This window comes from Photorhabdus sp. RM323S (assembly GCF_042879375.1).
Lineage (GTDB): Bacteria > Pseudomonadota > Gammaproteobacteria > Enterobacterales > Enterobacteriaceae > Photorhabdus > Photorhabdus tasmaniensis.
Window position 1 is genome coordinate 36,945 of sequence record NZ_JBHFKZ010000024.1, and the last position, 26,347, is coordinate 63,291.

Here is a 26,347-nt window from a genome sequence, read left to right on the forward strand (position 1 = left end):
TTGAACTTATATTTTAAAGTAATTAAATGTACAGGGTGTCTTTGCAAATGCATAAGAAATTGAATTTGATACGGCATTTTACTTTCTCTTTGTTCGACGAGGAAGTCTTATTTTGTAATAAGTTACCGAAGTAAGTTCGTATTAATGGAATAGTCGTTGATGATTCTGGTTTAAATCATGGAGTTAAGCATTAATCAAAGGTGCTTATCTAAAAAATAGAAATGAAATAGAACGTATATTTATGTCCGATAAATGAACAATTTATTCCGTTATTAGGAAAGTTATCGTTACAGAATTGCTAATGAAGCGGTTATTTATACCCAGAATCAGAGAGAAAACATTGCTTGAGTATCTTAATTGATGCTTAAACGTACCCGTTTTTAATTCCGCCAGGATAAGTGGGACGAAAATAAAAAAACACATTTGTGATAATTGTCGAGAATGACAGTTGCTAAATATCTAACAGATTTATTGAGGTAGTCGATGAAAGATAACATTATTAAAGCGGAAAGTGTCCTTAAAACCGAACTGCTCTCTCAGACGTCAGAAAATATAATTAATAACGTAAAAAATATACCTGTTCTGTCACGTCGCTGCGTCGTGATCGGTGGAACAACCCTTGCTGTGTTCTGTGCCGAACAAATTCAGGCGGCCGGGCATACGATACAAGCAATGTTGACTACCGATACTGTTCTGCAAACATGGGCTGCCCGGCAAGGGATTGTTTGTGTGAACTCTGTTGAGGAATTACACGCGCAAATTGCGCAACACCCTGTGGATTGGCTTTTCTCCATCGTTAATCCGATTATCCTGCCCGCGTCGCTGATTGAGCAGATTCGCGGTGGTGCTTTTAATTATCACAATAGCCCCTTGCCACGTTATGCGGGCAGTCATGCCACTTCCTGGGCGCTGTTAGCGCGGGAAACACATTACGCCATTTCGTGGCATTGCATTGAGGCGGGGGTGGATACCGGCGATATTGCCGTGCAATGGCCGGTAGCGATTGAAGAGTACGATAATGCGTTTTCATTGAACCTGAAATGTTATCAGGCGGCTCAAGAAGGATTTATTAAGCTGCTGCGGGATCTTGATCAGAGCAAGTTGGTGACTTATCCGCAGGATTTGACACAGCGGAGTTTTTATGCTCAGTCACGTCGCCCCGATGGAGGGGGATATCTGGGCTGGCAGCAGCCGGCTGAGGCGCTTTCAGCCCTAGTACGGGCGTTAGATTTTGGTGAAAACTACTTAAATTCACTAGGTTGCCCGAAACTGTTACTGAAACCGGGCATGGTGCGGATTTCTTGGCTGCAACGGCTGAACTGCTGCTCTGAGGGAGCACCCGGTACCTTGATTGCGGTAGAGGAGGATGCCTGGCAGGTCACAACTGGCAGTGAGGATGTTCGGATCGGTGGTTTCGCCACACTTGAGGGCAAATTATTGTCCGCCGGGGAGCTTGCTGATATATCAGAACTCAGGCCCGGCACGCAGTTGCCTCTGCTTTCCCCACAACAGGCCCAGAATGTAAAAGATACCCTCCAGATACTTGCGCCCAGTGAATCATTCTGGCGTGAGCGTCTTGCCTCTTTACTGCCACTTCAATTACCTTTCGAAACTGCCGGGGAGTCAACGGAACCTGAATGGGTGTTAAGTGCCTGGCAACCCCCGCTGTTAAAAGGCGATGAGAAGTTAAAAAACGAAAAAGATCCATTGCAGACACTGTTGCAGGCATTCGCTATTTATCTCGCGCGTTTGACTCATCAGACCGAATTCCAAATCGGCTGGTGTGTGGAGAGGGCAAAAGATGCACTGGGTATGTTGTCTGGTTTGGTGCCGGTGGTGCCAATGAGTGTTGAGGTGGCATTTGATCAGCCGTGGTGTGCGGTAGCGAACGAGATGAATGATGAGTTTGCACGGCTGGCGCAGCATCGAACATTTTGCCGTGATCTCCTTTCCCGTTCTCCTTCACTGTGCGCTATCCCGGCATTAACAACAAGCCGGCCGTGGCGGATTGCGGTCTCTGTAATACCTGATGACAGACCATGGGAGCAGAACGCGTTAGGTGAATTGCTGACACTCCAGATGAATACACAGGGTGGTTTTCGCTGGATTTACGATGCAAATCGTCTGAAAGCGGAAATGGTTCAGCGGATGAGTGAACATTTACAGGTGTTGGCATCATCGGCAGGGGAGGAGGATGACATCCCTGTCTGGCAGCTCAATTTGTTGTCTGAGGCTGAACGCACGCTGCTGCTGGAAACCTGGAACGCCACGGAAACGGTATATCCTGACCAGTTGTGTATTCATCAGTTGTTTGAACAACAGGCGGAGAAAACCCCGGAAGCGACAGTGCTGATAGCCGGAGATAAGGCGCTGAGCTATGCGGAACTGAATACCCGTGCCAACCGGCTGGCGCATCAACTGATTGAACAGGGGATTTGCCCGGATGATCACGTGGCTATTTTGTTAGAACGGTCCATTGAACTGGTGGTGGCTCAGTTGGCTATCCTCAAGGCGGGTGCCGTTTATGTGCCGATCGATCCGAGTGTGCCGGATGAACGGAAAAACTGGCTGATAAGCGATTGTTTAGCCAAATTTCTGCTCATTAATGATCAAGGTGATATCCCGGTTGGCCTGACTGTGCCGTTATTGTGTCTTGCCGTTGAGACAGGCACGTACAGGGAAGAAGCGTGTTTTAATCCTGATTTACCCCGTTCTAGCACTGGGCCGGCATATATCATGTATACCTCCGGCTCGACCGGTACGCCAAAAGGGGTGGTCGTGCCGCATCGGGCTGTGGTTCGGCTGGTTATCAATAATGGCTATGCCGAAATTGGGCCGGATGATCGGGTGGCTTTTGAGGCTAACCCGGTTTTTGATGCCAGCACGTTTGAAGTTTGGGCACCTTTGCTGAATGGTGGCGCGCTGGTGGTGATTGATCACGCGACCGTGCTGACGCCCAAAGAGTTTGTCCAGGCATTGCAGATTCATCGCATTACGGTGTTGTGGCTGAGTGTCGGGCTGTTTAATCGGCTGGCGACAGCGTTGTCCCCGGTTTTCCCGCAGCTCAAGATCCTGATTGTCGGCGGAGATGTACTTGATCCGCATGTCATTGCCCAGGTTCTGCGTGATAGCCCGCCACAACAATTATTGAATGGCTATGGTCCGAGTGAAGGCACCACCTTTACCACCACCTACCGTATTACGGCGCTACCGCAGGGAGAGACCCGGATCCCCATTGGCCGACCAATAGCCAATACGCGGGTTTATCTGCTGGATGCTTATGGTCAGCCAGTGCCGTTGGGGGTGGCCGGTGAGATTTATGTCGGTGGTGATGGGGTTGCTTGTGGTTATCTTAATCGCCCTGAATTGACGGCTGAACGCTTTCTGGCGGATCCCTTTAGCCCTAAACCGGGGGCACGGATGTACCGAACCGGGGATTTAGCCCGTTATTTGCCGGATGGCAATCTGGCGTTTCTAGGCCGTAATGACCAGCAAGTTAAAATCCGTGGCTTCCGTATTGAGCCGGAGGAAATTGAAGCCCGGCTGACAGAGTTCCCGGCGGTACGTGAGGCGGCTGTACTGGTGCTAAGTGACGGGCAGGACAAACGGTTGGTGGCTTATGTGGCGGCAGACACGGATGAGGCGCTGGTTAACCGTCTGCGTACTCACCTGAGCACCGTTTTACCTGATTATATGGTGCCGGCGGCCTTTGTGCGTCTTGATGTTTTCCCGCTGACCTCGAACGGCAAACTGGATCGTCGGGCGTTGCCGATGCCGGGCGAAGAGGCTTTTGCCCGGCAGATTTACGAAGCGCCGCAGGGGGCGGTGGAAATCGCATTAGCCGCTATCTGGCGCGAGTTATTAGGCATTGAGCGGATTAGCCGGCATGACAGTTTCTTTGCATTGGGTGGTCATTCGCTGTTTGCCTTACGGATGATTGACCGTCTGCGCCACCTTGGGCTGACGCTGGCTGCCCGCGATTTGTTCCAATCTCCGGTGTTGTCTGAGCTTGCCCGAATGTTGGGACAACATCGGGCGGTGGTGGTGCCGCCTAATGTCATCACCCCGGCGACGACGGCGCTGACGCCGGAGATGTTGCCATTGATTGATCTGACTCAACCAGAAATTGACCATATCATTGAGCAGGTGCCGGGCGGGATCACTAATGTGCAGGATATTTATGCCCTGTCACCGTTACAGGACGGCATCCTGTTCCATCATTTGCTGACAGCTGAAGGCGATCCGTATCTGCTGGTCTATATGATGGCCTTTGCTGACCGGCCGCTGTTGGACCGTTATCTGGCGGCAGTGCAACAGGTGGTTGATCGCCACGATATTTTGCGTACTGCTTTTATTTGGCAAGGATTATCAGCGCCGGTCCAGGTGGTTTGGCGTCAGGCACCGTTGTCAGTGACTGAATTGATGCTGGATCCAGCTGATGGCCCGGTGAGTGACCAGTTAATGCAGCGTTTTAACTTGCATCAGCATCGTCTCGATTTGAGCCAGGCACCCTTGCTGCGCTTTATGGTAGCGCAGGAAGCCGATGGTCGCTGGGTGGTATTGCAATTGCAGCACCATTTGACCGGCGACCATACCACCATGGAGGTGATGAACCGTGAGGTTCAGGCGTATTTCACCGGGCAGGGTGAGAGCCTGCCGGCCCCGGTTCCTTTCCGTAATCTGGTAGCTCAGGCCCGGCTGGGGGTGAGTCAGACCGAGCATACTCGCTTCTTTACCGGGATGTTGGCTGAGGTGGATGAACCGACGTTGCCATTCGGGTTAACGGAAATACATCGGGATGGTTCGCAGGTGATCCAATCGCACCGGATGTTACCTGCTACGCTGAATGACCGTCTGCGCAGTCAGGCCCGGCGTCTGGGTGTCAGTCTGGCGACCTTGTGTCATCTGGCTTGGGCACAGGTGTTGTCACGTACCAGCGGACAGGAGAAAGTGGTATTCGGTACGGTATTGTTTGGGCGTATGCAGTCAGGAGAAGGGGCTGACAGCGGCATGGGGCTGTTTATCAATACCTTGCCGTTGCGGCTGGATATAGATGGTACTCCGGTGCAGGAGAGTGTACGGGCAGCACATGTTCGGTTAGCCGAATTGCTGGATCATGAACATGCGTCACTGGCATTGGCCCAGCGTTGCAGTGGGGTGCAGGGGGAAATTCCGCTTTTTAGTGCTCTGCTGAACTATCGGCATAATGATCAGCCGATGATGCCGGATAATGTGGCGCAGGGTATTGAATTCCTTGGCGCACAGGAGCGAACCAACTATCCGTTTGTGCTGTCAGTGGAGGACGGTGGATCTACTTTGGGATTAACTGCTCAGGTGGTGCAGCCGTTTGAATCGGAGCGGGTATGCGGTTATATGCAACAGGCGCTGGAAAGTCTGGCAGAGGCGCTTGAGCAGCGGCCGGAGACGCCAGTACGGTTGCTGAATATTTTGCCGGAAGCAGAGAAGCAGTTGTTGTTGGCAACCTGGAACATGACCCAGACGCCGTATCCTGACCCGTGTTGTATTCACCGGCTGTTTGAACAACAGGCAGAAAAGACGCCTGACGCGATAGCGTTGGTGTACGGTGAACATACTCTCAGTTATGCGGAATTAAATGCCCGTGCTAACCGGTTGGCACATCGGTTAGTTGAGCAGGGGATCCGGTCGGATGATCGGGTTGCGGTGCTGTTGGAACGCTCTGTTGAACTGGTGGTGGCTCAGTTGGCTATCCTCAAGGCCGGGGCCGTTTATGTGCCGATCGATCCCCGTGTGCCGGACGAACGGCAGCATTGGCTGATAAACGACTGTTCCGCCGAATTGTTGATCACGGATATTCCGGTTGACCTGGCAATTCCCCTGCTTTGCCTGGCTGATGAGATGGACGCCATTAGGGAAGAAGATCACCTCAATCCTAACTTACCCCGCGCCAGTACTGAGCTGGCTTACATTATGTATACCTCCGGCTCGACCGGTACACCAAAAGGGGTGATGGTGCCGCATCGCGCCGTGATTCGGCTGGTTATCAATAATGGGTATGCCGAAATCGGGCCGGATGATCGGGTGGCGTTTGAGGCTAATCCGGCTTTTGATGCCAGCACGTTTGAAGTTTGGGCACCATTGCTAAATGGCGGTGCGCTGGTGGTGATTGATCACGCCACGGTATTGACGCCTAAAGAGTTTGTCCGGGTATTACAGGCTTATCGTATTACGGTGCTGTGGCTAAGTGTTGGGCTGTTTAACCGGCTGGCGACAGAATTGGCTCCGGCTCTCCCACAGCTCAGGATCTTGATTGTCGGCGGCGATGTGCTGGATCCGCATGTGATTGCGCAGGTTTTGCGTGATAGCCCACCTCAACAGTTATTGAATGGCTATGGGCCGAGTGAGGGCACCACCTTTACCACGACTTACCGTATCACGGCGTTATCGCCGGAGATAACCCAGATCCCCATTGGTCGCCCGATAGCCAATACCCGGGTTTATCTGTTGGATACAGAAGGTCAACCGGTGCCGTTGGGTGCGTCAGGGGAGATGTATATCGGTGGAGATGGAGTGGCCTGTGGTTACCTTAATCGTCCTGAATTGACTGCGGAACGTTTTCTGGCTGACCCGTTTAGCAATGAACCGGATGCGCGCATGTACCGAACCGGGGATTTGGCGCGTTACTTACCGGATGGCAATCTGGCGTTTCTGGGCCGTAATGACCAGCAAGTTAAGATCCGCGGTTTCCGCATTGAGCCGGGGGAAATTGAAGCCCGATTGATGGAACACCCCGCAGTGCATGAAACGGTTGTGCTGGTGCTGGGCGGCGGTCAGGACAAGCGGTTGGTGGCTTATGTGGTGGCAGAAGCGGATGAGGCGTTGGTTAACCATCTGCGTACTTATCTGAGTACGATTTTGCCGGATTATATGGTACCGGCCGCTTTTGTGCGTCTGGATACCTTCCCATTGACACCGAACGGCAAACTGGATCGCCGGGCGTTACCAGCACCGGGGGAAGAAGCGTTTGCGCGTCAGGTTTATGAAGCTCCGCAGGGGGAAACAGAAACCACTCTGGCTGCTATCTGGCGAGAATTACTGGGCGTTGAGCGGATTAGCCGCTATGACAACTTTTTCGCTTTGGGTGGCCATTCGTTGTTGGCGGTGCGGATGATGAACCGGATAGCGGCTTTGGGGATTGAATTACCGCTGTCCACGCTGTTTAAATTCCCTGCTTTGATGGCTTTTGCTGAAGCGATGCGCGCCCGGTTTGATGAGCCGGGCAGGATATTGTCCGCTATCGTTCCGCTATCCCGTGAGGGCCAATTGCCGTTGTCATTCGCTCAGCAACGTCTGTGGTTCCTGGCTCAGTTTGACGGGGTGAGTGATACCTATCATATTCCGTTGGCCCTGCGTTTACATGGTCAGCTGGATATTGTGGCCTGGCAGCAGGCACTAAATACGTTGTTTGCCCGTCATGAAGCGTTGCGCTCAGTTTTTGTTTCTGTCGATGGTCAGCCGCAGGTGGAATTATTACCGGTGGAATGGGGCCTGCCGATGAAAAAATATGATCTGCATGACGCGCCGGATGCGGATGCCCAGCTTGCGTTTCTCTCTGCTCAGGAAGCCGAGGCTCCGTTTGATCTTGCCCGTGGCCCCTTAATTCGTTCCAGTCTGATCCAACTGGCGGATGATGATTACGTTTTCTTACTGACTCAGCATCATATTGTTTCCGATGGCTGGTCTTTAGGGATACTGAAATCAGAACTGGAGGCGCTTTATGCAGCTTGCTTGAACCAGCAATCGGATCCGTTGCTTCCGTTGGTGATTCAATATCCTGATTACGCCGCCTGGCAGCGTCAATGGCTGTCGGCGGAACACATACAGTCTCAATCCGACTATTGGCGTACCAGGCTGGCTGATGCGCCGGTACTGTTGGATTTGCCCACTGACCGGCCACGTCCGCCTCAGCAGTCGTTTGCCGGGAATATCTGGCCTGTCAGTCTGGATGTGGAATTAACTCAATCTCTTAAACGTTTAAGTGAGCAGCAGGGTGTCACGTTATTTATGACGCTGTTGGCGGCTTGGGCGACGGTTTTATCGCGCTTGTCAGGTCAGGAAGATCTGATTATCGGTACGCCGAGTGCCGGTCGTAGTCGGCAGGAAGTGGAATCCCTGATCGGCTTCTTTGTTAATACGTTGGCATTGCGCATGGATTTATCCGGTGCGCCGAATATGGCTGACTTGCTTGCGCGTGTGCGGCAAACGGCTTTGGCGGCGCAAGAGCATCAGGATCTGCCGTTTGAACAGGTGGTGGAAATCGTGCAACCGCCGCGCCAACTGGCGCATACCCCGCTGTTTCAGGTGATGTTTGCCTGGCAAAACAATGAAAGCACGGAATGGCGGTTGCCGGGATTAGCGGTTTCACCTGCCGACCAACGCATTGATATTGCTAAGTTTGATCTTGAACTGACTCTGTCTGAGGTGGATGGCAGGATTGCTGGTTATCTGAATTATGCCACCGCCCTGTTTGATCAATCAACCATCGAGCGGTACGTGGGGTATCTGTACGCAGTATTGCAAACGGTAGTGGCTCACCCGCAACAGCCGGTTGGGAAAATCGATATCCTGACCATGGCGGAGCGCCAGCGGTTACTGGAAACTTGGAATGCAACTCAGACGCCGTATCCTGATCAGTCATGCATTCACCGGCTGTTTGAACAACAAGCGGTGAAAACCCCTGACGCGATAGCGTTAGTGTATGAAGAACACATTCTCAGCTATACCGAATTAAATGCCCGCGCCAACCGGTTGGCCCGTCGGTTAATCGGGCAGGGGATCCAATCGGATGATCGGGTGGCGGTGCTGTTAGAACGATCCATTGAACTGGTGGTGGCTCAGTTGGCTATCCTCAAGGCTGGAGCCGTTTATGTACCTATCGATCCCCGAGTGCCGGACGAACGGAAAAACTGGCTGATAAACGATTGTTCAGCCAAATTGTTGCTCACGGATATTCCGGTTGACCTGGCAATTCCCCAGTTTTACCTGATTGGTGAGATGGACGCCATTAGGGAAGAAGATCACCTTAATCCTGACTTACCGCGCTCCAGTACCGCGCTGGCTTATATCATGTACACCTCCGGCTCGACCGGCACGCCAAAAGGGGTGATGGTGCCGCATCGTGCGGTGGTTCGTCTGGTGATGAATAATGGGTACGCCGAAATCGGGCCGGATGATCGGGTGGCTTTTGAGTCTAACCCGGTTTTTGATGCCAGCACCTTTGAAGTCTGGGCACCGTTGCTGAATGGCGGTGTGTTGGTGGTGATTGATCACGCAACGTTGCTGACGCCTCAGGAATTTGTCCGGGCATTACAGGCTTATCGTATTACCGTGTTGTGGCTGAGTGTCGGGCTGTTTAACCGGCTGGCGGCAGAGTTGGCCCCGGCTCTTCCGCCGCTCAGGATCCTGATTGTCGGCGGTGATGTGCTGGATCCACATGTGATTGCCCAAGTTCTGCGTGATAGCCCACCTCAACAGTTATTGAATGGCTATGGACCGAGTGAAGGCACCACCTTTACCACCACCTACCGTATCGCAGAGTTATCGCCGGGAATGACCCGGATCCCCATTGGCCGGCCAATAGCCAATACGCGGGTTTATCTGCTGGATATCTATGGTCAGCCGGTGCCGCAGGGGGTCATCGGCGAGATTTATATCGGCGGAGATGGAGTTGCCTGTGGCTATCTCAATCGTCCTGAACTGACCACTGAACGTTTTCTGATAGATCCGTTTAGTGGTGAACCCGATGCCCGCCTGTACCGGAGCGGGGATTTGGCTCGCTATCTGCCAGACGGTAATTTGGAGTTACTGGGCCGTAATGACCAGCAGGTTAAAATCCGCGGTTTCCGCATTGAGCCGGGGGAAATCGAAGCCCGGTTAATGGAACATCCCGCAGTGAATGACGCGCTGGTACTGGCCTTGGGCGAAGGGCAAGATAAACGGTTGGTGGCTTATGTGACGGCAGAAGAGAGTGACCGGTTGGTTAACCGCTTGCATACTCATTTAAGTACCATTTTGCCGGATTATATGGTGCCGGCGGCGTTTGTGCGTCTGGATACCTTCCCGTTGACGTCAAACGGCAAACTGGATCGCCGGGCGTTGCCGGTACCGGGGGAGGAAGCGTTTGCCCGTCAGGTTTATGAAGCGCCGCAGGGGGAGACAGAAACCACATTAGCCGTTATCTGGAGCGAATTGTTGGGTATTGAACAGGTCAGTCGGCACGACAGTTTCTTTGCGTTGGGCGGTCATTCATTGCTGGCGGTCCGGATGATTGACCGTCTGCGTAACGCGGGGTTAATGCTGGCAGTGCGTGACCTGTTTCAATCCCCGGTGCTGTCCGTATTTGCTCAAACAGCAGAGCAATCATCGGCGGTGGTAGTGCCGGCTAATGTCATCACCCCGGCGACCACGGCACTCACTCCTGAGATGTTGCCGCTGATTGATCTGACTCAGCCTGAAATTGACTATATCGTTGAACAGGTGCCGGGCGGGATGGCGAATATTCAGGATATCTATGCCCTGTCACCGTTGCAGGACGGTATTTTGTTCCACCACTTATTGGCTAACGAAGGCGACCCGTACCTATTGGTCAGCCAGATGGCCTTTGCTGATCGATGGTTGCTGGATCGTTATCTGGTGGCGGTACAACAGGTGGTTGATCGCCACGATATTCTGCGTACTGCTTTTGTCTGGCAAGGATTATCTGTACCGGTGCAGGTGGTTTGCCGTCAAGCGCCATTATCAGTGATTGAGCTGATATTAGATCCCGCTGATGGGCCGGTTTATGAGCAATTGGCTCAACGTTTTGATCCCCGTCAGCATCGTCTCGATCTGGGACAGGCACCCCTGTTACGTTTTGTTATTGCCCAGGAAACAGAGGGTCGCTGGATTGCACTGCAATTGCAGCATCACTTGATTGGCGACCATACCACCATGGAGGTGATGAACCGCGAAGTTCAGGAGTACCTTGCTGGGCTGGGGGATAACTTGCCTACGCCGGTCCCTTTCCGCAATCTGGTGGCTCAGGTTCGGCTGGGGGTGAGTCAGGCCGAGCATACCCGTTTCTTTACCGAGATGTTGGCTGAGGTGGATGAACCAACGTTGCCGTTCGGGTTGACGGAAGTCCATCGGGATGGTTCGCAGATGACTCAATCGCACCGGATGTTGCCCGCTATACTGAATGGCCGTCTGCGTAGCCAGGCCCGGCGTCTGGGCGTCAGTCTGGCGGCGTTGTGTCATCTGGCCTGGGCTCAGATGTTGTCACGTACCAGCGGGCAGAAGCAAGTGGTGTTCGGCACCGTATTGTTTGGGCGGATGCAGGCCGGGGAAGGGGCTGACAGCAGCATGGGACTGTTTATCAATACCTTGCCGTTGCGGTTGGATATGGATGAAACCCCGGTACGGGACAGCGTACAAGCTGCTCATGCCCGGTTAGCGGAATTGCTGGAACATGAACACGCCTCGCTGGCGCTGGCCCAACGTTGCAGTGGCGTGCAAAGTGAAGTTCCACTCTTTAGCGCCTTATTGAACTACCGACACAGTACGTTATCGGCGGTTTCGAATGAAATTATGCATGGAGTTGAATTTCTTGGCGCGCAGGAGCGGACTAATTACCCATTTGCCCTGTCAGTGGAAGATTTTGGCGAAGCGCTAGGGCTGACGGCGCAAATTGTCCAGCCATTTGACCCGGAACGGGTGTGTGGTTATATGCAACAGGCGCTGGAAAGTCTGACAGAGGCGCTTGAACAGCGGCCAGAGACACCGGTCCGGTTGCTGAATATCTTGCCGGAAGCGGAAAAGCGGCTGTTGCTGGCAACCTGGAACGCAACCCAGGCACCTTATCCTGATCAGTATTGTATTCACCAACTGTTTGAGCAACAGACAGAGAAAACCCCTGATGCGATAGCGCTGGAGTATGGAGAACGTCGCCTCAGTTATGCTGAATTAAATGCCCGCGCTAACCGGCTGGCGCGCTGGGTGATTGAACAGGGGATCCGTCCGGATGATCGGGTTGCGGTGCTGCTGGAACGCTCTGTTGAACTGGTAGTGGCTCAGTTGGCTATTCTCAAGGCTGGGGCCGTTTATGTGCCGATCGATCCCCGTGTGCCGGACGAACGGCAGCATTGGTTGATAAACGACTGTTCCGCTAAATTGTTGCTCACGGATATGCCGGTTGACCTGGCTATTCCCCTGTTTTATCTGGCCGGTGAGATGGACGTTATCAGGCAAGAAGATCACCTTAATCTTGACTTACCGCGTTCCAGTACTGAGTTGGCGTATATCATGTATACCTCCGGCTCAACCGGCATACCAAAAGGGGTAATGGTGCCGCATCGTGCCGTAGTTCGGCTGATGATCAATAATGGATACGCCGAAATCGGGCCGGATGATCGGGTTTCTTTTACTGCTAATCCGGTTTTTGATGCCAGCATGTTCGAAGTCTGGGCGCCATTGCTTAACGGCGGTACGTTGGTGGTTATCGACCATGATACGTTGCTGACGCCACACAAGTTAGTGCAGGTTTTACAAGTACATCGCGTCACAGTGCTGTGGCTGACTATCGGGTTGTTTAACCGGCTGGTGACAGAATTATCCCCGATTCTTCCGCAGATTAAGATCCTGATTTTCGGGGGAGATATCCCCGATCTGCATGTGATTGCCCAGGTTCTGGATAATCATCCGCCACAACAATTATTGCAGGCTTACGGGCCGAGCGAGGGAACCACCTTTACCACGATGTACCCTATTGTGGCGTTACCACAGAGTGCGACAAGGATCCCGATTGGTCGGCCAATAGCCAACACCCAGGTTTATCTGTTGGATGCTGATGGTCAGCCGGTGCCGATAGGCGTGATTGGAGAGATTTATGTGGGCGGAGATGGGGTTGCCTGTGGCTATCTCAATCGCCCTGAACTGACCGCGGAACGTTTTCTGGCTGATCCGTTTAGTAGTGAACCCAGTGCCCATATGTACCGGAGCGGGGATTTGGCCCGTTACCTGCCGGATGGCAATCTGGAGTTCCTGGGCCGTAATGACCAGCAGGTTAAAATCCGTGGTTTCCGCATTGAACCGGGGGAAATTGAAGCCCGGTTGACAGAACACTCTGCGGTGCGTGAAGCAGTTGTGCTGGCGTTGGGCGAAGGACAGGATAAGCGTTTGGTGGCTTATGTGGCGGCAGAAGCGGATGACAGGCTGGCTAATAATTTGCGTACTCATTTGAGTGCGATTTTGCCGGATTATATGGTGCCGGCGGCGTTTGTGCGGCTGGATGCTTTGCCGTTGACACTGAGCGGCAAGCTGAATCTCCGGGCGCTACCGGTGCCGGGGGAGGAAGCGTTTGCCCGTCAGGTTTATGCCGCACCGTTAGGGGAGGCGGAAACGACCCTGGCAGCTATTTGGCGTGAATTATTGGGCGTTGAGCAGATAAGTCGGCATGACAATTTCTTTGCGCTGGGCGGGCATTCACTGCTGGCGGTGCGGATGATGAACCGGATAGCAGCTTTAGGGATTGAATTACCGCTGTCCACGCTGTTCAAATGCCCTTCTTTGGCTGCTTTTGCTGAAGCAATGCGCGCCCGGTTTGATGAACAAGGCAGCAGATTACCCGTCATCATGCCACTATCCCGTGAGGGTAAGCTGCCGTTGTCATTCGCGCAACAGCGTCTGTGGTTCCTGACTCAGTTTCAGGGGGTGAGTGAGACTTATCATATCCCGATGGCATTGCGTTTACGTGGTCAGCTTAATGTGAGTGCCTGGCAGCAGGCACTTGATGCGTTGTTTGTTCGCCATGAAGCGTTACGTTCGGTCTTTGTTGCGGTTGACGGCCAGCCGCAGGTGGAATTATTACCGGCGGAATGGGGCTTGCCGATGAAAAAATATGATCTGCGTGAGGTGCCTGATGTGGATGCCCAGCTTGCGGCGCTCTCTGCTCAGGAAGTTGAGGCCCCGTTTGATCTGGCCCGTGGCCCGTTAATTCGTTCCAGTCTGGTACAGCTGGCTAATGATGATCATGTTTTCTTGCTGACCCAGCATCATATTGTTTTCGATGGTTGGTCTGTCAGCGTATTGATGCATGAATTGAGCACCCTCTACACCGCTTTTCTTGTGGACCAGCCGGATCCATTGCCACCGTTGGTGATTCAATATCCTGATTATGCCGCCTGGCAGCGTCAGTGGCTGTCGGCGGAACGCATACAGACCCAATCCGACTATTGGAGCACGCGGCTGGCTGATGCGCCGGTATTGCTGGATTTGCCCACTGACCGGCCCCGGCCGTCTCAGCAGTCATTTGCCGGGATTCTCTTGCCTGTCAGTCTGGATGCGGAGTTAACCCAATCCCTTAAGAGTCTGAGTGAGCAGCAGGGCGTCACCGTATTTATGACCTTGCTGGCGGGCTGGGCAACGGTTCTGTCGCGCCTGTCAGGTCAGGAAGATCTGATTATCGGTACACCGAGTGCCGGTCGTGGTCGTCAGGAAGTGGAATCCCTGATCGGTTTCTTTGTTAATACGTTGGCGTTGCGGATGGATTTATCTGGTGCGCCGAATGTGGTCGAATTGCTTGCGCGTACACGGCAAACTGCGCTGGCGGCGCAAGAGCATCAGGATTTGCCGTTTGAGCAGGTGGTGGAAATTGTGCAACCGCCGCGCAGACTGGCGCATCCCCCGCTGTTTCAGGTGATGTTTGCCTGGCAAAACAATGAGAGTACGGAATGGAGCCTGCCGGGACTGGCCGTGTCGCCTGTCGGGCAAATTGTTGATGTGGTTAAGTTCGATCTGGAGCTGAATTTATCCGAGGTGGCGGGCCGGATTGTCGGTTATCTGAATTATTCTACCGCCCTGTTTGATCAACCCACCATTGAGCGGCATAGGGCATATCTCCATACTGTCCTACGGGAGATGGCGGCTAACCCGCAACAGCCGGTCGGAAAAATTGATATTCTGGCACCGGCGGAGCGCAGGTTGTTGCTGGAAACCTGGAATGCGATTGAACCTCCGAATTCTGAGCCGGGTTGTATTCACCAGCTGTTTGAACAACAGGTGGAGAAAACCCCTGATGCGATAGCATTAGTGTATGAAGAACATATCCTCAGCTATGCCGAATTAAATGCCCGCGCTAACCGGCTGGCCCATCAACTGATGGCGTTGGGTGTGGCGCCGGACCAGCGGGTGGCGATTTGCGTATCACGCTCACCGGCAATGGTGGTGGGATTATTGGCGGTGCTGAAAGCCGGGGGCGCATATGTGCCGTTGGATCCGATCTACACCGGTGAGCGTCTGGCCCATATTCTGACCGATGCGGCCCCCGCTATTTTGCTGGCGGATAGTGCCGGACGTGATGCGCTGGGAGAGGACGCGCTGGCTGGGCTGACGGTACTTGACCCGAATAACCTACCTGATCAGCCGGACAGTAACTTGCCAGTACCGGCATTGACGGCACGGCATCTGGCGTATGTGATTTACACCTCCGGCTCGACCGGCACGCCGAAAGGGGTGATGGTGGAGCATCGTCATATCCTGCGTTTGTTTGAGGCGACTGAATCCCGGTATCACTTTAACCGGCAGGATATCTGGTGCCTGTTTCATTCCATTGCATTTGACTTCTCCGTCTGGGAATTGTGGGGAGCTTTACGCTACGGCGCTAAATTGGTGCTGGTACCGCACGCGATTGCTCGTTCGCCTCAGGAGCTGCATCAATTTGTGTGTCGGCACGGTATCACGGTGTTAAATCAGACCCCCAGTGCTTTCAAAGCCTTCATTGCCAGTGATATCGCCAATCCCTTACCGGATGGTTTGCGCTATATCATCTTTGGCGGGGAAGCCCTCGATCCCGGTATGCTGAAACCGTGGTATGCCCGGCGGGCAGAGACATCGCCCCAGTTGGTGAATATGTACGGTATCACCGAGACCACAGTTCACGTCACTTACCGGGCGCTCTCTTACCATGATGTGGAGCAGATCATAAGTCCTATTGGTACACGTATCCCGGATTTAACCCTCTATCTGCTGGATAAATATGGTCAGCCGGTGCCGTTGGGTACCGTGGGTGAATTGTATGTTGGCGGGGCCGGTGTGGCCCGGGGCTACCTCAATCGTCCTGAGCTGACGGCAGAACGTTTCCTGACTGATCCGTTTAGTGGTAAACCCGATGCCCGCCTGTACCGCACCGGGGATTTGGCCCGCTATCTGCCGGATGGCAATCTGGCATTCCTGGGCCGTAATGACCAGCAGGTTAAAATCCGTGGTTTCCGCATTGAGCCGGGGGAAATTGAAGCCCGGCTAATGGAACACCCGGCGGTGCGTGAAGCGGTGGTGCTGGCGTGGGGGGATGACCAAGATAAACGGCTGGTGGCTTATGTGGTGGCCGCCGTGGATGAAGAGTTAGTTAATCGGCTGCACACTCACCTGAGTGCGATTTTACCGGATTATATGGTGCCGGCGGCGTTTGTGCGTCTGGATACCTTCCCGTTGACCGCGAATGGCAAACTGGATCGCCGGGCATTGCCGGCACCGGGGGAGGGGGCCTTAGCGCGGCAGGTTTATGAAGCGCCGCAAGGGGAGGTTGAGATCGCATTGGCGGCTGTCTGGGGTGAGTTGCTGGGCATTGAACAAGTCAGCCGGCATGACAGTTTCTTTGTGTTGGGCGGCCATTCATTGCTGGCGGTCCGGATGATTGACCGTCTGCGTCATGCGGGGTTAACACTGGCGGTGCGTGATTTATTCCAATCCCCGGTGTTATCCGAATTTGCCCAGACAGCCGGGCAGTTCCGGGCGGTGGTGGTGCCGGCTAATGTCATTACCCCGGCGACTACGGCACTCACACCGGAGATGTTACCGTTGATTGATCTGACTCAGCCAGAGATTGACCGTATCGTCGAACAGGTGCCGGGCGGGATGGAGAATATTCAGGATATCTATGCCCTGTCACCGTTGCAGGACGGTATCCTGTTCCATCATCTACTGGCAAATGAAGGGGATCCGTATCTGTTAGTCAGTCAGATGGCCTTTGCTGACCGGGCGCTGCTGGACAGTTATTTGGTAGCGGTGCAACGGGTGATAAACCGCCATGACATCCTGCGGACCGCTTTTATCTGGCAAGGATTATCCGTGCCGGTACAGGTGGTCTGGCGTGAGGCACCATTGTTGGTCACTGAACTGACATTAGATCCGGTTGATGGGCCGGTTGGCGAGCAATTGGCTCACCGTTTTAATCCCCGTCATTATCGTCTTGATTTGCATCAGGCACCGTTGTTGTACTTTATGGTGGCGCAGGAGAGCAATGGCCGCTGGATTGCACAGCAATTGCAGCATCATTTGATTGGCGACCATACCACCATGGAGGTGATGAACCGCGAAGTTCTGGCGTACTTTGCCGGGCAGGAAAACAGTCTGCCTGCACCGGTCCCTTTCCGCAACCTAGTGGCGCAGGCCCGGTTAGGGGTGAGTCAGGATGAACATACCCGTTTCTTTACCGAGATGTTGGCAGAGGTGGGTGAGCCGACGTTGCCGTTCGGGTTAACGGAGGTATATCGGGATGGTTCGCAGGTGACCCCATCGCACCGGATGTTGCCTGCTACGCTGAATAGCCGTCTGCGCAGTCAAGCCCGGCGTCTGGGCGTCAGTCTGGCGGCGTTGTGTCATCTGGCCTGGGCGCAGGTGTTGTCACGCACCAGCGGACAGGCGAAAGTGGTATTCGGTACCGTGCTGTTTGGGCGGATGCAGGCCGGGGAAGGGGCTGACAGCAGCATGGGGCTGTTTATCAATACTTTGCCGTTGCGGTTGGATATGGATGATACCCCGGTGCAGGACAGTGTACGACTGACACATACCCGGTTAGCTAAATTGCTGACGCATGAACACGCCTCACTGGCGCTGGCTCAACGTTGCAGTGGAGTGCAAAGTGAAATTCCCCTCTTTAGCGCCTTGTTAAACTATCGGCACAGTACGTTATCGGCGACTTCGAATGAAATCATGCATTGTGTTGAATTTCTTGGCGCGCAGGAGCGGACCAACTACCCATTTGCTCTGTCGGTGGAGGATTTTGGTGATGCGCTGGGGTTGACGGCGCAAATCGCTCAACCGATTGATCCGGAGAGGATATGTGGTTATATGCAACAGGCGCTGGAAAGTCTGGCTGAGGTGCTTGAGCAGCGGCCGGAGACACCGGTTCGGGCACTAAATATCTTGCCGGAAGCAGAAAAGCGGCGGTTGTTGGAGACTTGGAACGCAACTCAGGCACCGTATCCTGATCAATGTTGTATTCACCAACTATTTGAGCAACAGTCAGAGAAAACCCCTGATACGATAGCGCTGGAGTATGGAGAACATCGACTCAGCTATACCGAATTAAATACCCGCGCCAACCGTCTGGCTCGCCGGGTGATCGAGCAGGGGATCCGTCCGGATGATCGGGTTGCGGTGATGTTAGAACGATCCATTGAACTGGTAGTGGCTCAGTTGGCTATCCTCAAGGCCGGAGCTGTTTATGTGCCGATCGATCCCCGTGTGCCGGACGAACGGAAACATTGGCTGATAAACGATTGCTCCGCCAAATTGTTGCTCACCAATATCCCGATTGACCTGGCGATTCCCCTGTTTTTCCTGGCCAGCGAGATGAGCGCTATTACGGAAGAAGATCACTTTAATCCTGACTTACCGCGTTCCAGTACTGAGCTGGCGTATATCATGTATACCTCTGGTTCAACTGGCACCCCAAAAGGGGTAATGGTACCGCATCGTGCCGTGGTTCGACTGGTGATTAATAATGGATATGCCGAAATCGGGCCGGATGATCGGGTTGCCTTTATCGCTAATCCGGCTTTTGATGCTGGTACGTTTGAAGTCTGGGCTCCGTTGCTTAACGGCGGTGCGCTGGTGGTTATCGACCATGACACGTTACTAATGCCACACAAGTTAGTGCAGGTTTTACAGGCGCATCGTGTCACGGTGCTGTGGCTGACTGTCGGGTTGTTTAACCGGCTGGCGGCAGAATTGTCCGCGGTTCTGCCACAAATTAACATCCTGATTGTCGGCGGCGATGTGCTGGATCCGCATGTGATTGCACAGGTTTTGCGTGATAGCCCGCCACAACAATTATTACAGGCTTACGGACCGAGTGAGGGCACCACCTTTACCACCACCTACCGTATCGCAGAGTTATCACCGGGAGTGACCCGGATCCCGATTGGTCAGCCGATAGCTAATACCCAGGTTTATCTGCTAGATGTTTATGGTCAGCCGGTGCCGATAGGCGTGATCGGAGAGATTTATATCGGCGGAGATGGAGTTGCCTGTGGCTATCTCAATCGCCCTGAACTGACCGCTGAACGTTTTCTGGTTGATCCGTTTAGCGGTGAATCTGATGCCCGCCTGTACCGAACCGGAGATTTAGCCCATTACTTGCCGGACGGCAATCTGGTGTTCATTGGACGTAATGACCAACAGGTGAAAATCCGTGGTTTCCGCATTGAACCGGGAGAAATTGAAGCCCAGCTGATGGAATACCCAGGGGTGAGTGAAGCGGTTGTGTTGGCGCAGGGTGATGGTCAGGATAAGCGACTGGTGGCTTATGTGGTTGCAGAAGCAGATGAAGAGTTGGTTAACTGTCTGCGTACTCATTTGAGTGCGATTTTACCGGATTATATGGTGCCGGCGGCGTTTGTGCGTCTGGATGTCTTCCCGTTGACGCCGAGCGGTAAATTGAATCGCCGGGTGCTACCCGTACCGGGGGAAGAGGCTTTTGCCCGGCAGATTTACGCCGCTCCTCAGGGAGAGATGGAAACCACCCTGGCGGCTATCTGGCGTGAATTACTGGGCGTTGAGAAAATTAGCCGCTATGACAATTTTTTCGCCCTGGGCGGCCATTCGTTGCTGGCTGTGCGGATGATGAACCGGATAGCGGCTTTGGGGATTGAATTACCGCTGTCCGCGCTGTTCAAATTCTCTTCTTTGACCGCTTTTGCTGAAGCAATGCGCGCCCGGTTTGATGAGCAAAGTGGCGGATTACCCGCCATTATACCGTTATCCCGTCAAGGCAAATTACCGCTGTCATTTGCTCAACAACGTCTGTGGTTCCTGGCTCAGTTTGATGGGGTGAGTGATACCTATCATATTTCGGTGGCATTACGTTTATGTGGTCAACTGGATATCGCGGCCTGGCAGCAGGCATTCAATACGCTGTTTGCCCGCCATGAAGCATTGCGCTCGGTCTTTGTTGCGGTTGACGGTCAGCCACAGGTGGAATTGTTGCCGGCTGAATTGGGTCTGCCGATGAAAAAATATGATCTGCGTGAAGGGCTGGAGGTCGATGAACAACTTAAGTATCTGTGCGCGCAAGAGGCGGAGGTACCGTTCGATCTGGCCTGTGGCCCATTAATTCGTTCCGCGCTGGTGCAACTGGCTAATGATGAACACGTCTTCCTGCTGACTCAGCATCATATTGTTTTCGATGGCTGGTCTGTCAGCGTGTTAATGCGTGAATTGAGCGCCCTTTACACCGCTTTCCGGGCAGGACAGCCAGATCCGCTGCCGCCGTTGACGATTCAATATCCTGATTACGCCGCCTGGCAACGTCAGTGGCTGTCCGCTGAACGCATACAGTCCCAATCTGATTATTGGCGCACTAGGCTGGCTGATGCGCCGGTATTGCTGGATTTACCTACTGACCGGCCCCGTCCGTCTCAGCAGTCGTTTGCTGGGAATATCTGGCTCGTTAATTTGGATGCGAAGTTAACCCAATCTCTTAAGCGCCTGAGTGAGCAGCAGGGTGTCACGTTATTTATGACACTGTTGGCTGGCTGGGCGACGGTCTTATCGCGTTTGTCAGGTCAGGAAGATCTGGTTATCGGTACACCGAGTGCCGGTCGTGGTCGTCAGGAAGTGGAATCCCTGATCGGCTTCTTTGTCAACACGCTGGCGTTGCGGATGGATTTATCCGGTGCGCCGACTGTGACTGAATTGCTTGCGCGTGTGCGGCAAACCGCGCTGGCAGCGCAAGAGCATCAGGATCTGCCGTTTGAACAGGTGGTGGAAATCGTGCAACCGCCGCGTCAATTGGCGCATACTCCGCTGTTTCAGGTGATGTTTGCCTGGCAGAACAATGAGAGTACGGAATGGCGGCTGCCGGGGCTGGCTGTTTCACCTGTCGAACAAGCTTTTGATGTGGTTAAGTTCGATCTGGAGCTGAATTTATCCGAGGTGGCGGGCCGGATTGTCGGTTATCTGAATTATTCTACCGCCCTGTTTGATCAATCCACCATTGAGCGGCAGGTGGAATATCTCCATACCGTCCTGCGGGAGATGGCGGCTAACCCGCAACAGCCGGTCAGGAAAATCGATATTCTGACCGTGGCGGAGCGCAGGCTATTGCTGGAAACCTGGAACGCGACTGAAACATCGTATCCTGATCAGATATGCATTCATCAACTGTTTGAACAACAGGCAGAGAAAAACCCAGATGCGACGGCGCTGGTGCATCTGGGGCAAGCCCTCAGTTATACAGAACTGAATGCCCGGGCTAATCGACTGGCGTATCAACTCATTGAACAGGGTGTGAAACCGGATCAGCGGGTGGCCATTTGTGTAGCGAGTTCACCGGCGCGGATAGTGGGGCTGCTGGCAGTCTTGAAAGCAGGTGGTGCCTATGTGCCGCTGGACCCGGCCTATCCGGGTGAACGCCTGATCTATATTTTGACCGATGCCGCTCCGGTTATTTTGCTGGCGGATAACGCCGGATGTGCCGCGTTAGGTAAAAAAGCGCTGGTCGGGCTGACGGTACTGGATCCGAATGTATTGACTAACCCGTCGGATAGCAATCCGCAGTTGCCTGCATTAACCCCACGACATCTGGCGTATGTGATTTACACTTCCGGCTCGACCGGCACGCCGAAAGGGGTGATGGTTGAACACCGTGGTCTGGTTAACCTGATTCAGGAAAAAATCGCTCAGTTTGATATTCATTCTGATAGCCGAGTGTTGCAGTTCGCTTCATTTGGTTTTGATGCGGGTGTCTGGGAGATCATGATGGCGCTGTGCAATGGCGCCACTCTGGCTATTCCTGCCGACACAGTTCGTCAGGATTCGAGCCATCTCTGGCGTTATCTGGAAGAGCAGGCGATAACACACGCCTGCCTGACGCCTGCTCTGCTCCGGGAGGGGACCGATTTACCGGTGATGACGATAAAGCCCACGTTGATACTCGGCGGCGAGGCCCCCAGCGCAGCGCTGCTTCGGGCGCTGAGCCAACGGGCAACGGTATTCAATGCGTATGGTCCGACAGAAATCACGGTTTGTGCAGCGACCTGGCGTTGCCCATCAGACTACACGGATGGCGTCATTGCGATCGGACGTCCAACGGCTAACACATGGGTTTATCTGCTAAGTACTGACGGCCAGCCAGTGCCGTTAGGGGCGGTGGGTGAAATGTATATCGGAGGCGTGGGGGTAGCGCGAGGCTATCTCAATCGCCCTGAGCTGACGGCGGAACATTTTCTGCCAGATCCGTTTACGGGTGAACCGGATGCCTGCATGTACCGCACCGGGGACTTGGCCCGTTACTTGCCGGATGGTCATCTGGTGTTCCTGGGCCGTAATGACCAGCAGGTGAAAATCCGCGGCTTCCGGATTGAGCCGGGTGAAATCGAAGCCCGGTTGATGGAGCATCCCGCGGTGAGTGAGGCGCTGGTCCTGGCGCTGGGCGGAGGTCAGGATAAACGTTTAGTCGCTTATGTCGTAGCCGTAGAGGATGACCGGCTGGTCAATAGCTTGCGTACTCATTTAAGTGCCATTTTACCGGATTATATGGTGCCGGCGGCCTTTGTGCGTCTGGATGCCTTCCCGCTGACGCCGAGCGGTAAATTGGATCGCCGGGCGCTACCGGCACCGGGGGAGGAAGCGTTTGCCCGGCAGGTTTATGAAGCGCCGCAAGGGGAGACAGAAACCTTGCTGGCTGCTATCTGGAGCGAGCTATTGGGCATTGAACAGGTCAGTCGGCACGACAGTTTCTTTGCGCTGGGTGGTCATTCATTGCTCGCTGTGCGGATGCTTGAGCGTCTGCGTAATGTTGGATTGACGTTAGCGGTGCGTGATTTATTCCAAACTCCGGTGTTATCCGAATTTGCCCAAACAGTAGGGCAGTCACAGGCGGTGGTGGCGCCGGCTAATGCCATCACTCCAGCGACCGTAGTACTCACACCAGAGATGTTGCCGTTGATTGATCTGACTCAACCTGAAATTGACCATATTGTTGAACACGTGCCGGGTGGGATAGCGAATATTCAGGATATCTATGCCCTGTCACCGTTGCAGGACGGTATTCTGTTCCATCATTTACTGGCGAATGAGGGTGACCCGTATCTGCTGGTTGGACGGATGATTTTTACTGACCGGCTTCTGTTGAACCGTTATTTAGCTGCGGTTCAACAAGTGGTTGATCGCCATGACATCATGCGTACCGCTTTTATTTGGCAAGGGTTATCGGTGCCGGTTCAGGTAGTTTGGCGTCAGGCATCGTTGTCGGTGACTGAAGTGACCCTGGATCCTGCTGACGGGCCGGTCAGAGACCAATTATCTCAACGTTTTGACTCACATCATTATCGTCTGGACTTGAGTCAGGCACCGTTATTGCGTTTTGTCGTGGTGCAGGAAACGGATGGTTGTTGGATCCTGTTGCAACTGCTGCATCACTTGATTGGCGACCATACCACACTGGAGGTGATGAATAGCGAAGTACTGGCCTATCTTGCCGGACAGGAGGACAGATTGCCTGTCCCGGTCCCTTTCCGCAATCTGGTAGCGCAGGCCCGGCTCGGGATAAGTCAGGCAGAACATACCCGCTTCTTTACTGATATGTTAGCGGGGGTGGATGAACCGACGCTATCATTCGGGTTGACGGAAGTACACCAAGGTGGTTCACAGGTCGCGGAGTCACATCGGATGTTAACATCCGAGCTGAATAACCGTTTACGTCATCAAGCCCGGCGTCTGGGCGTCAGCTTGGCGGCGCTGTGTCATCTGGCCTGGGCACAGGTGTTATCGCGCACTAGCGGGCAGACGCAGGTGGTGTTTGGCACCGTGTTGTTTGGACGGATGCAGGCCGGCGAAGGTGCCGACAATGGCATGGGACTGTTTATTAATACCCTGCCGTTGCGGCTGGATATGAATGAAACCCCGGTACGGGACAGTGTACAGGCCACTCATACTCGGTTAGCGGGATTGCTGGTGCATGAACATGCCTCACTGGCGCTGGCTCAACGTTGCAGTGGGGTAGCCAGTGGGACACCACTGTTCAATGCGCTGTTGAATTACCGGCATAATACTCAGCCGGTCACGTCGGATGAAATCATCAGTGGTATTGAATTCCTTGACGCGCAGGAGCGGACCAACTATCCATTTTCTCTGTCAGTGGAAGATTTTGGTAACGCATTGGGGCTGACCGCACAAATTGTCCAGCCGTTTGATCCGGAACGGGTGTGTGGTTATATGCAGCGGGCGCTGGAGAGTTTGGCAGAAGCGCTTGAACTGGCCCCGGAAACACCAGTACGGCAACTGGAAATTTTGCCGGAAGCGGAACTTACACTGTTGTTGGAAACCGGGAATGCCACGGAAACAGCGTATTCTGATGCATTGTGTATCCATCAGTTGTTTGAACAACAGGCAGAGAAAACCCCGGCGGCCACGGCGCTAGAGTACCAAGGACAGTCCCTCAGCTATGCCGGGCTTAATGTCCGTGCCAACCGTCTGGCCCATCAACTGATAGCACTGGGTGTCGCACCGGACCAACGAGTGGTGATTTGCGTGGCGCGTTCACCGGCAATGGTGGTGGGATTGTTTGCGGTGCTGAAAGCGGGTGGGGCCTATGTGCCACTGGATACCGCCTATCCGGGTGAGCGTTTAGTTCATATTCTGAATGATGTTGCACCGGTGGTGGTACTGGCTGATGAAGCCGGAAGGGCAGCATTAGGTGAGTCGGCACTAGCAGAGCTGACAGTATTGGACCCGAATACCTTGCCTGACCAGCCGGACAGCAACCCACAGATTTCTGGTCTCACTTCACAGCACCTGGCCTATGTCATCTATACCTCCGGCTCAACCGGACAGCCGAAAGGGGTGATGATAGAACATCAGGCGGTGTATCAGCGTTATCTGGGTTTTAATGAGCTCTATGCAGTGACTGCGCAAGACCGGATATTGCAATTTGCCTCTTTTTCTTTTGATGCATCGGTCGAGGAAGTTTTCGTGTCATTATCTAATGGTGCTGCGTTAGTGATGCGTGATGATAGCTGGCTGGTGTCTGTACAAGAATTTATTGCTTTAGTTCGACAGCATCGTATTACGATCATGCCTCTGACGACGCTGTTTTGGTCTGAACTGGCTGCATTACCGCTACCGGCGTGTCTCAGGTTAATCGTTATTGGTGGTGAGGCAGTACAGAAGAACGCTGTTCAGGCGTGGTTTGCCCAGAAAGCTTATCGTCCATGGCTATTGAATAGCTATGGCCCGACTGAAAATACCGTGGTTGCAACTTGTAAGGAGATATTATCCCCGGAGGATACATGTTCTATTGGCCGGCCGGTTAAAAATACCTGCATTTATCTGCTGGACCAATATGGGCAACCGGTCCCATTGGGCTGTGCAGGCGAAATATATATCGGTGGCGTTGGGGTGGCGCGTGGTTACCTTAACCGGCCAGAATTGAGCGCAGATCGTTTTATGCTGGATCCCTTTAGTCCGGTAGCCGGTGCCAGAATGTACCGTTCCGGGGATGTGGCCCGTTACCTGCCAGACGGAGACCTGGAATTCCTGGGCCGTAATGACCAGCAGGTTAAAATCCGTGGTTTCCGCATTGAACCGGGGGAAATTGAGATCCGGCTGATGGAACATCCGGCGGTGAATGGAGCGGTTGTGCTGGCGTTGGGCGAAGGACAGGATAAGCGCTTGGTGGCTTATGTCGTGGCGGAAACAGATGATGAGTTGGTTAATAACCTGCGTAGCCATCTGAGCGCCATATTGCCTGATTACATGGTGCCAGCAGCTTTTGTTCAGCTGGATGCTTTTCCATCGACGCCGAATGGTAAATTGGATCGCCGGGCGCTGCCGGTGCCGGGAGAGGGATCTTTTGCTCGTCAGCGTTATGAAGCGCCGCAGGGGGAAACTGAGATTGCCTTGGCAGCTATCTGGTGTGAGTTATTGGGTATTGAGCAGATAAGCCGGCATGACAATTTCTTTGCGCTGGGCGGGCATTCACTGCTGGCGGTGCGGATGATGAACCGGATAGCAGCTTTAGGGATTGAATTACCGCTGTCCACGCTGTTCAAAT

The 26,347-nt window shown here is 53.7% G+C and carries 1 protein-coding gene; it reads left to right on the forward strand.

Features of this window, described 5'->3' with window-relative positions; translation table 11 throughout:
• Nucleotides 1-483 precede the first annotated feature (483 nt).
• On the forward strand, nucleotides 484-26,347 hold a 25,864-nt coding region (locus tag ACGF7G_RS11815), incomplete at its 3' end, for a non-ribosomal peptide synthase/polyketide synthase (RefSeq protein WP_387465690.1).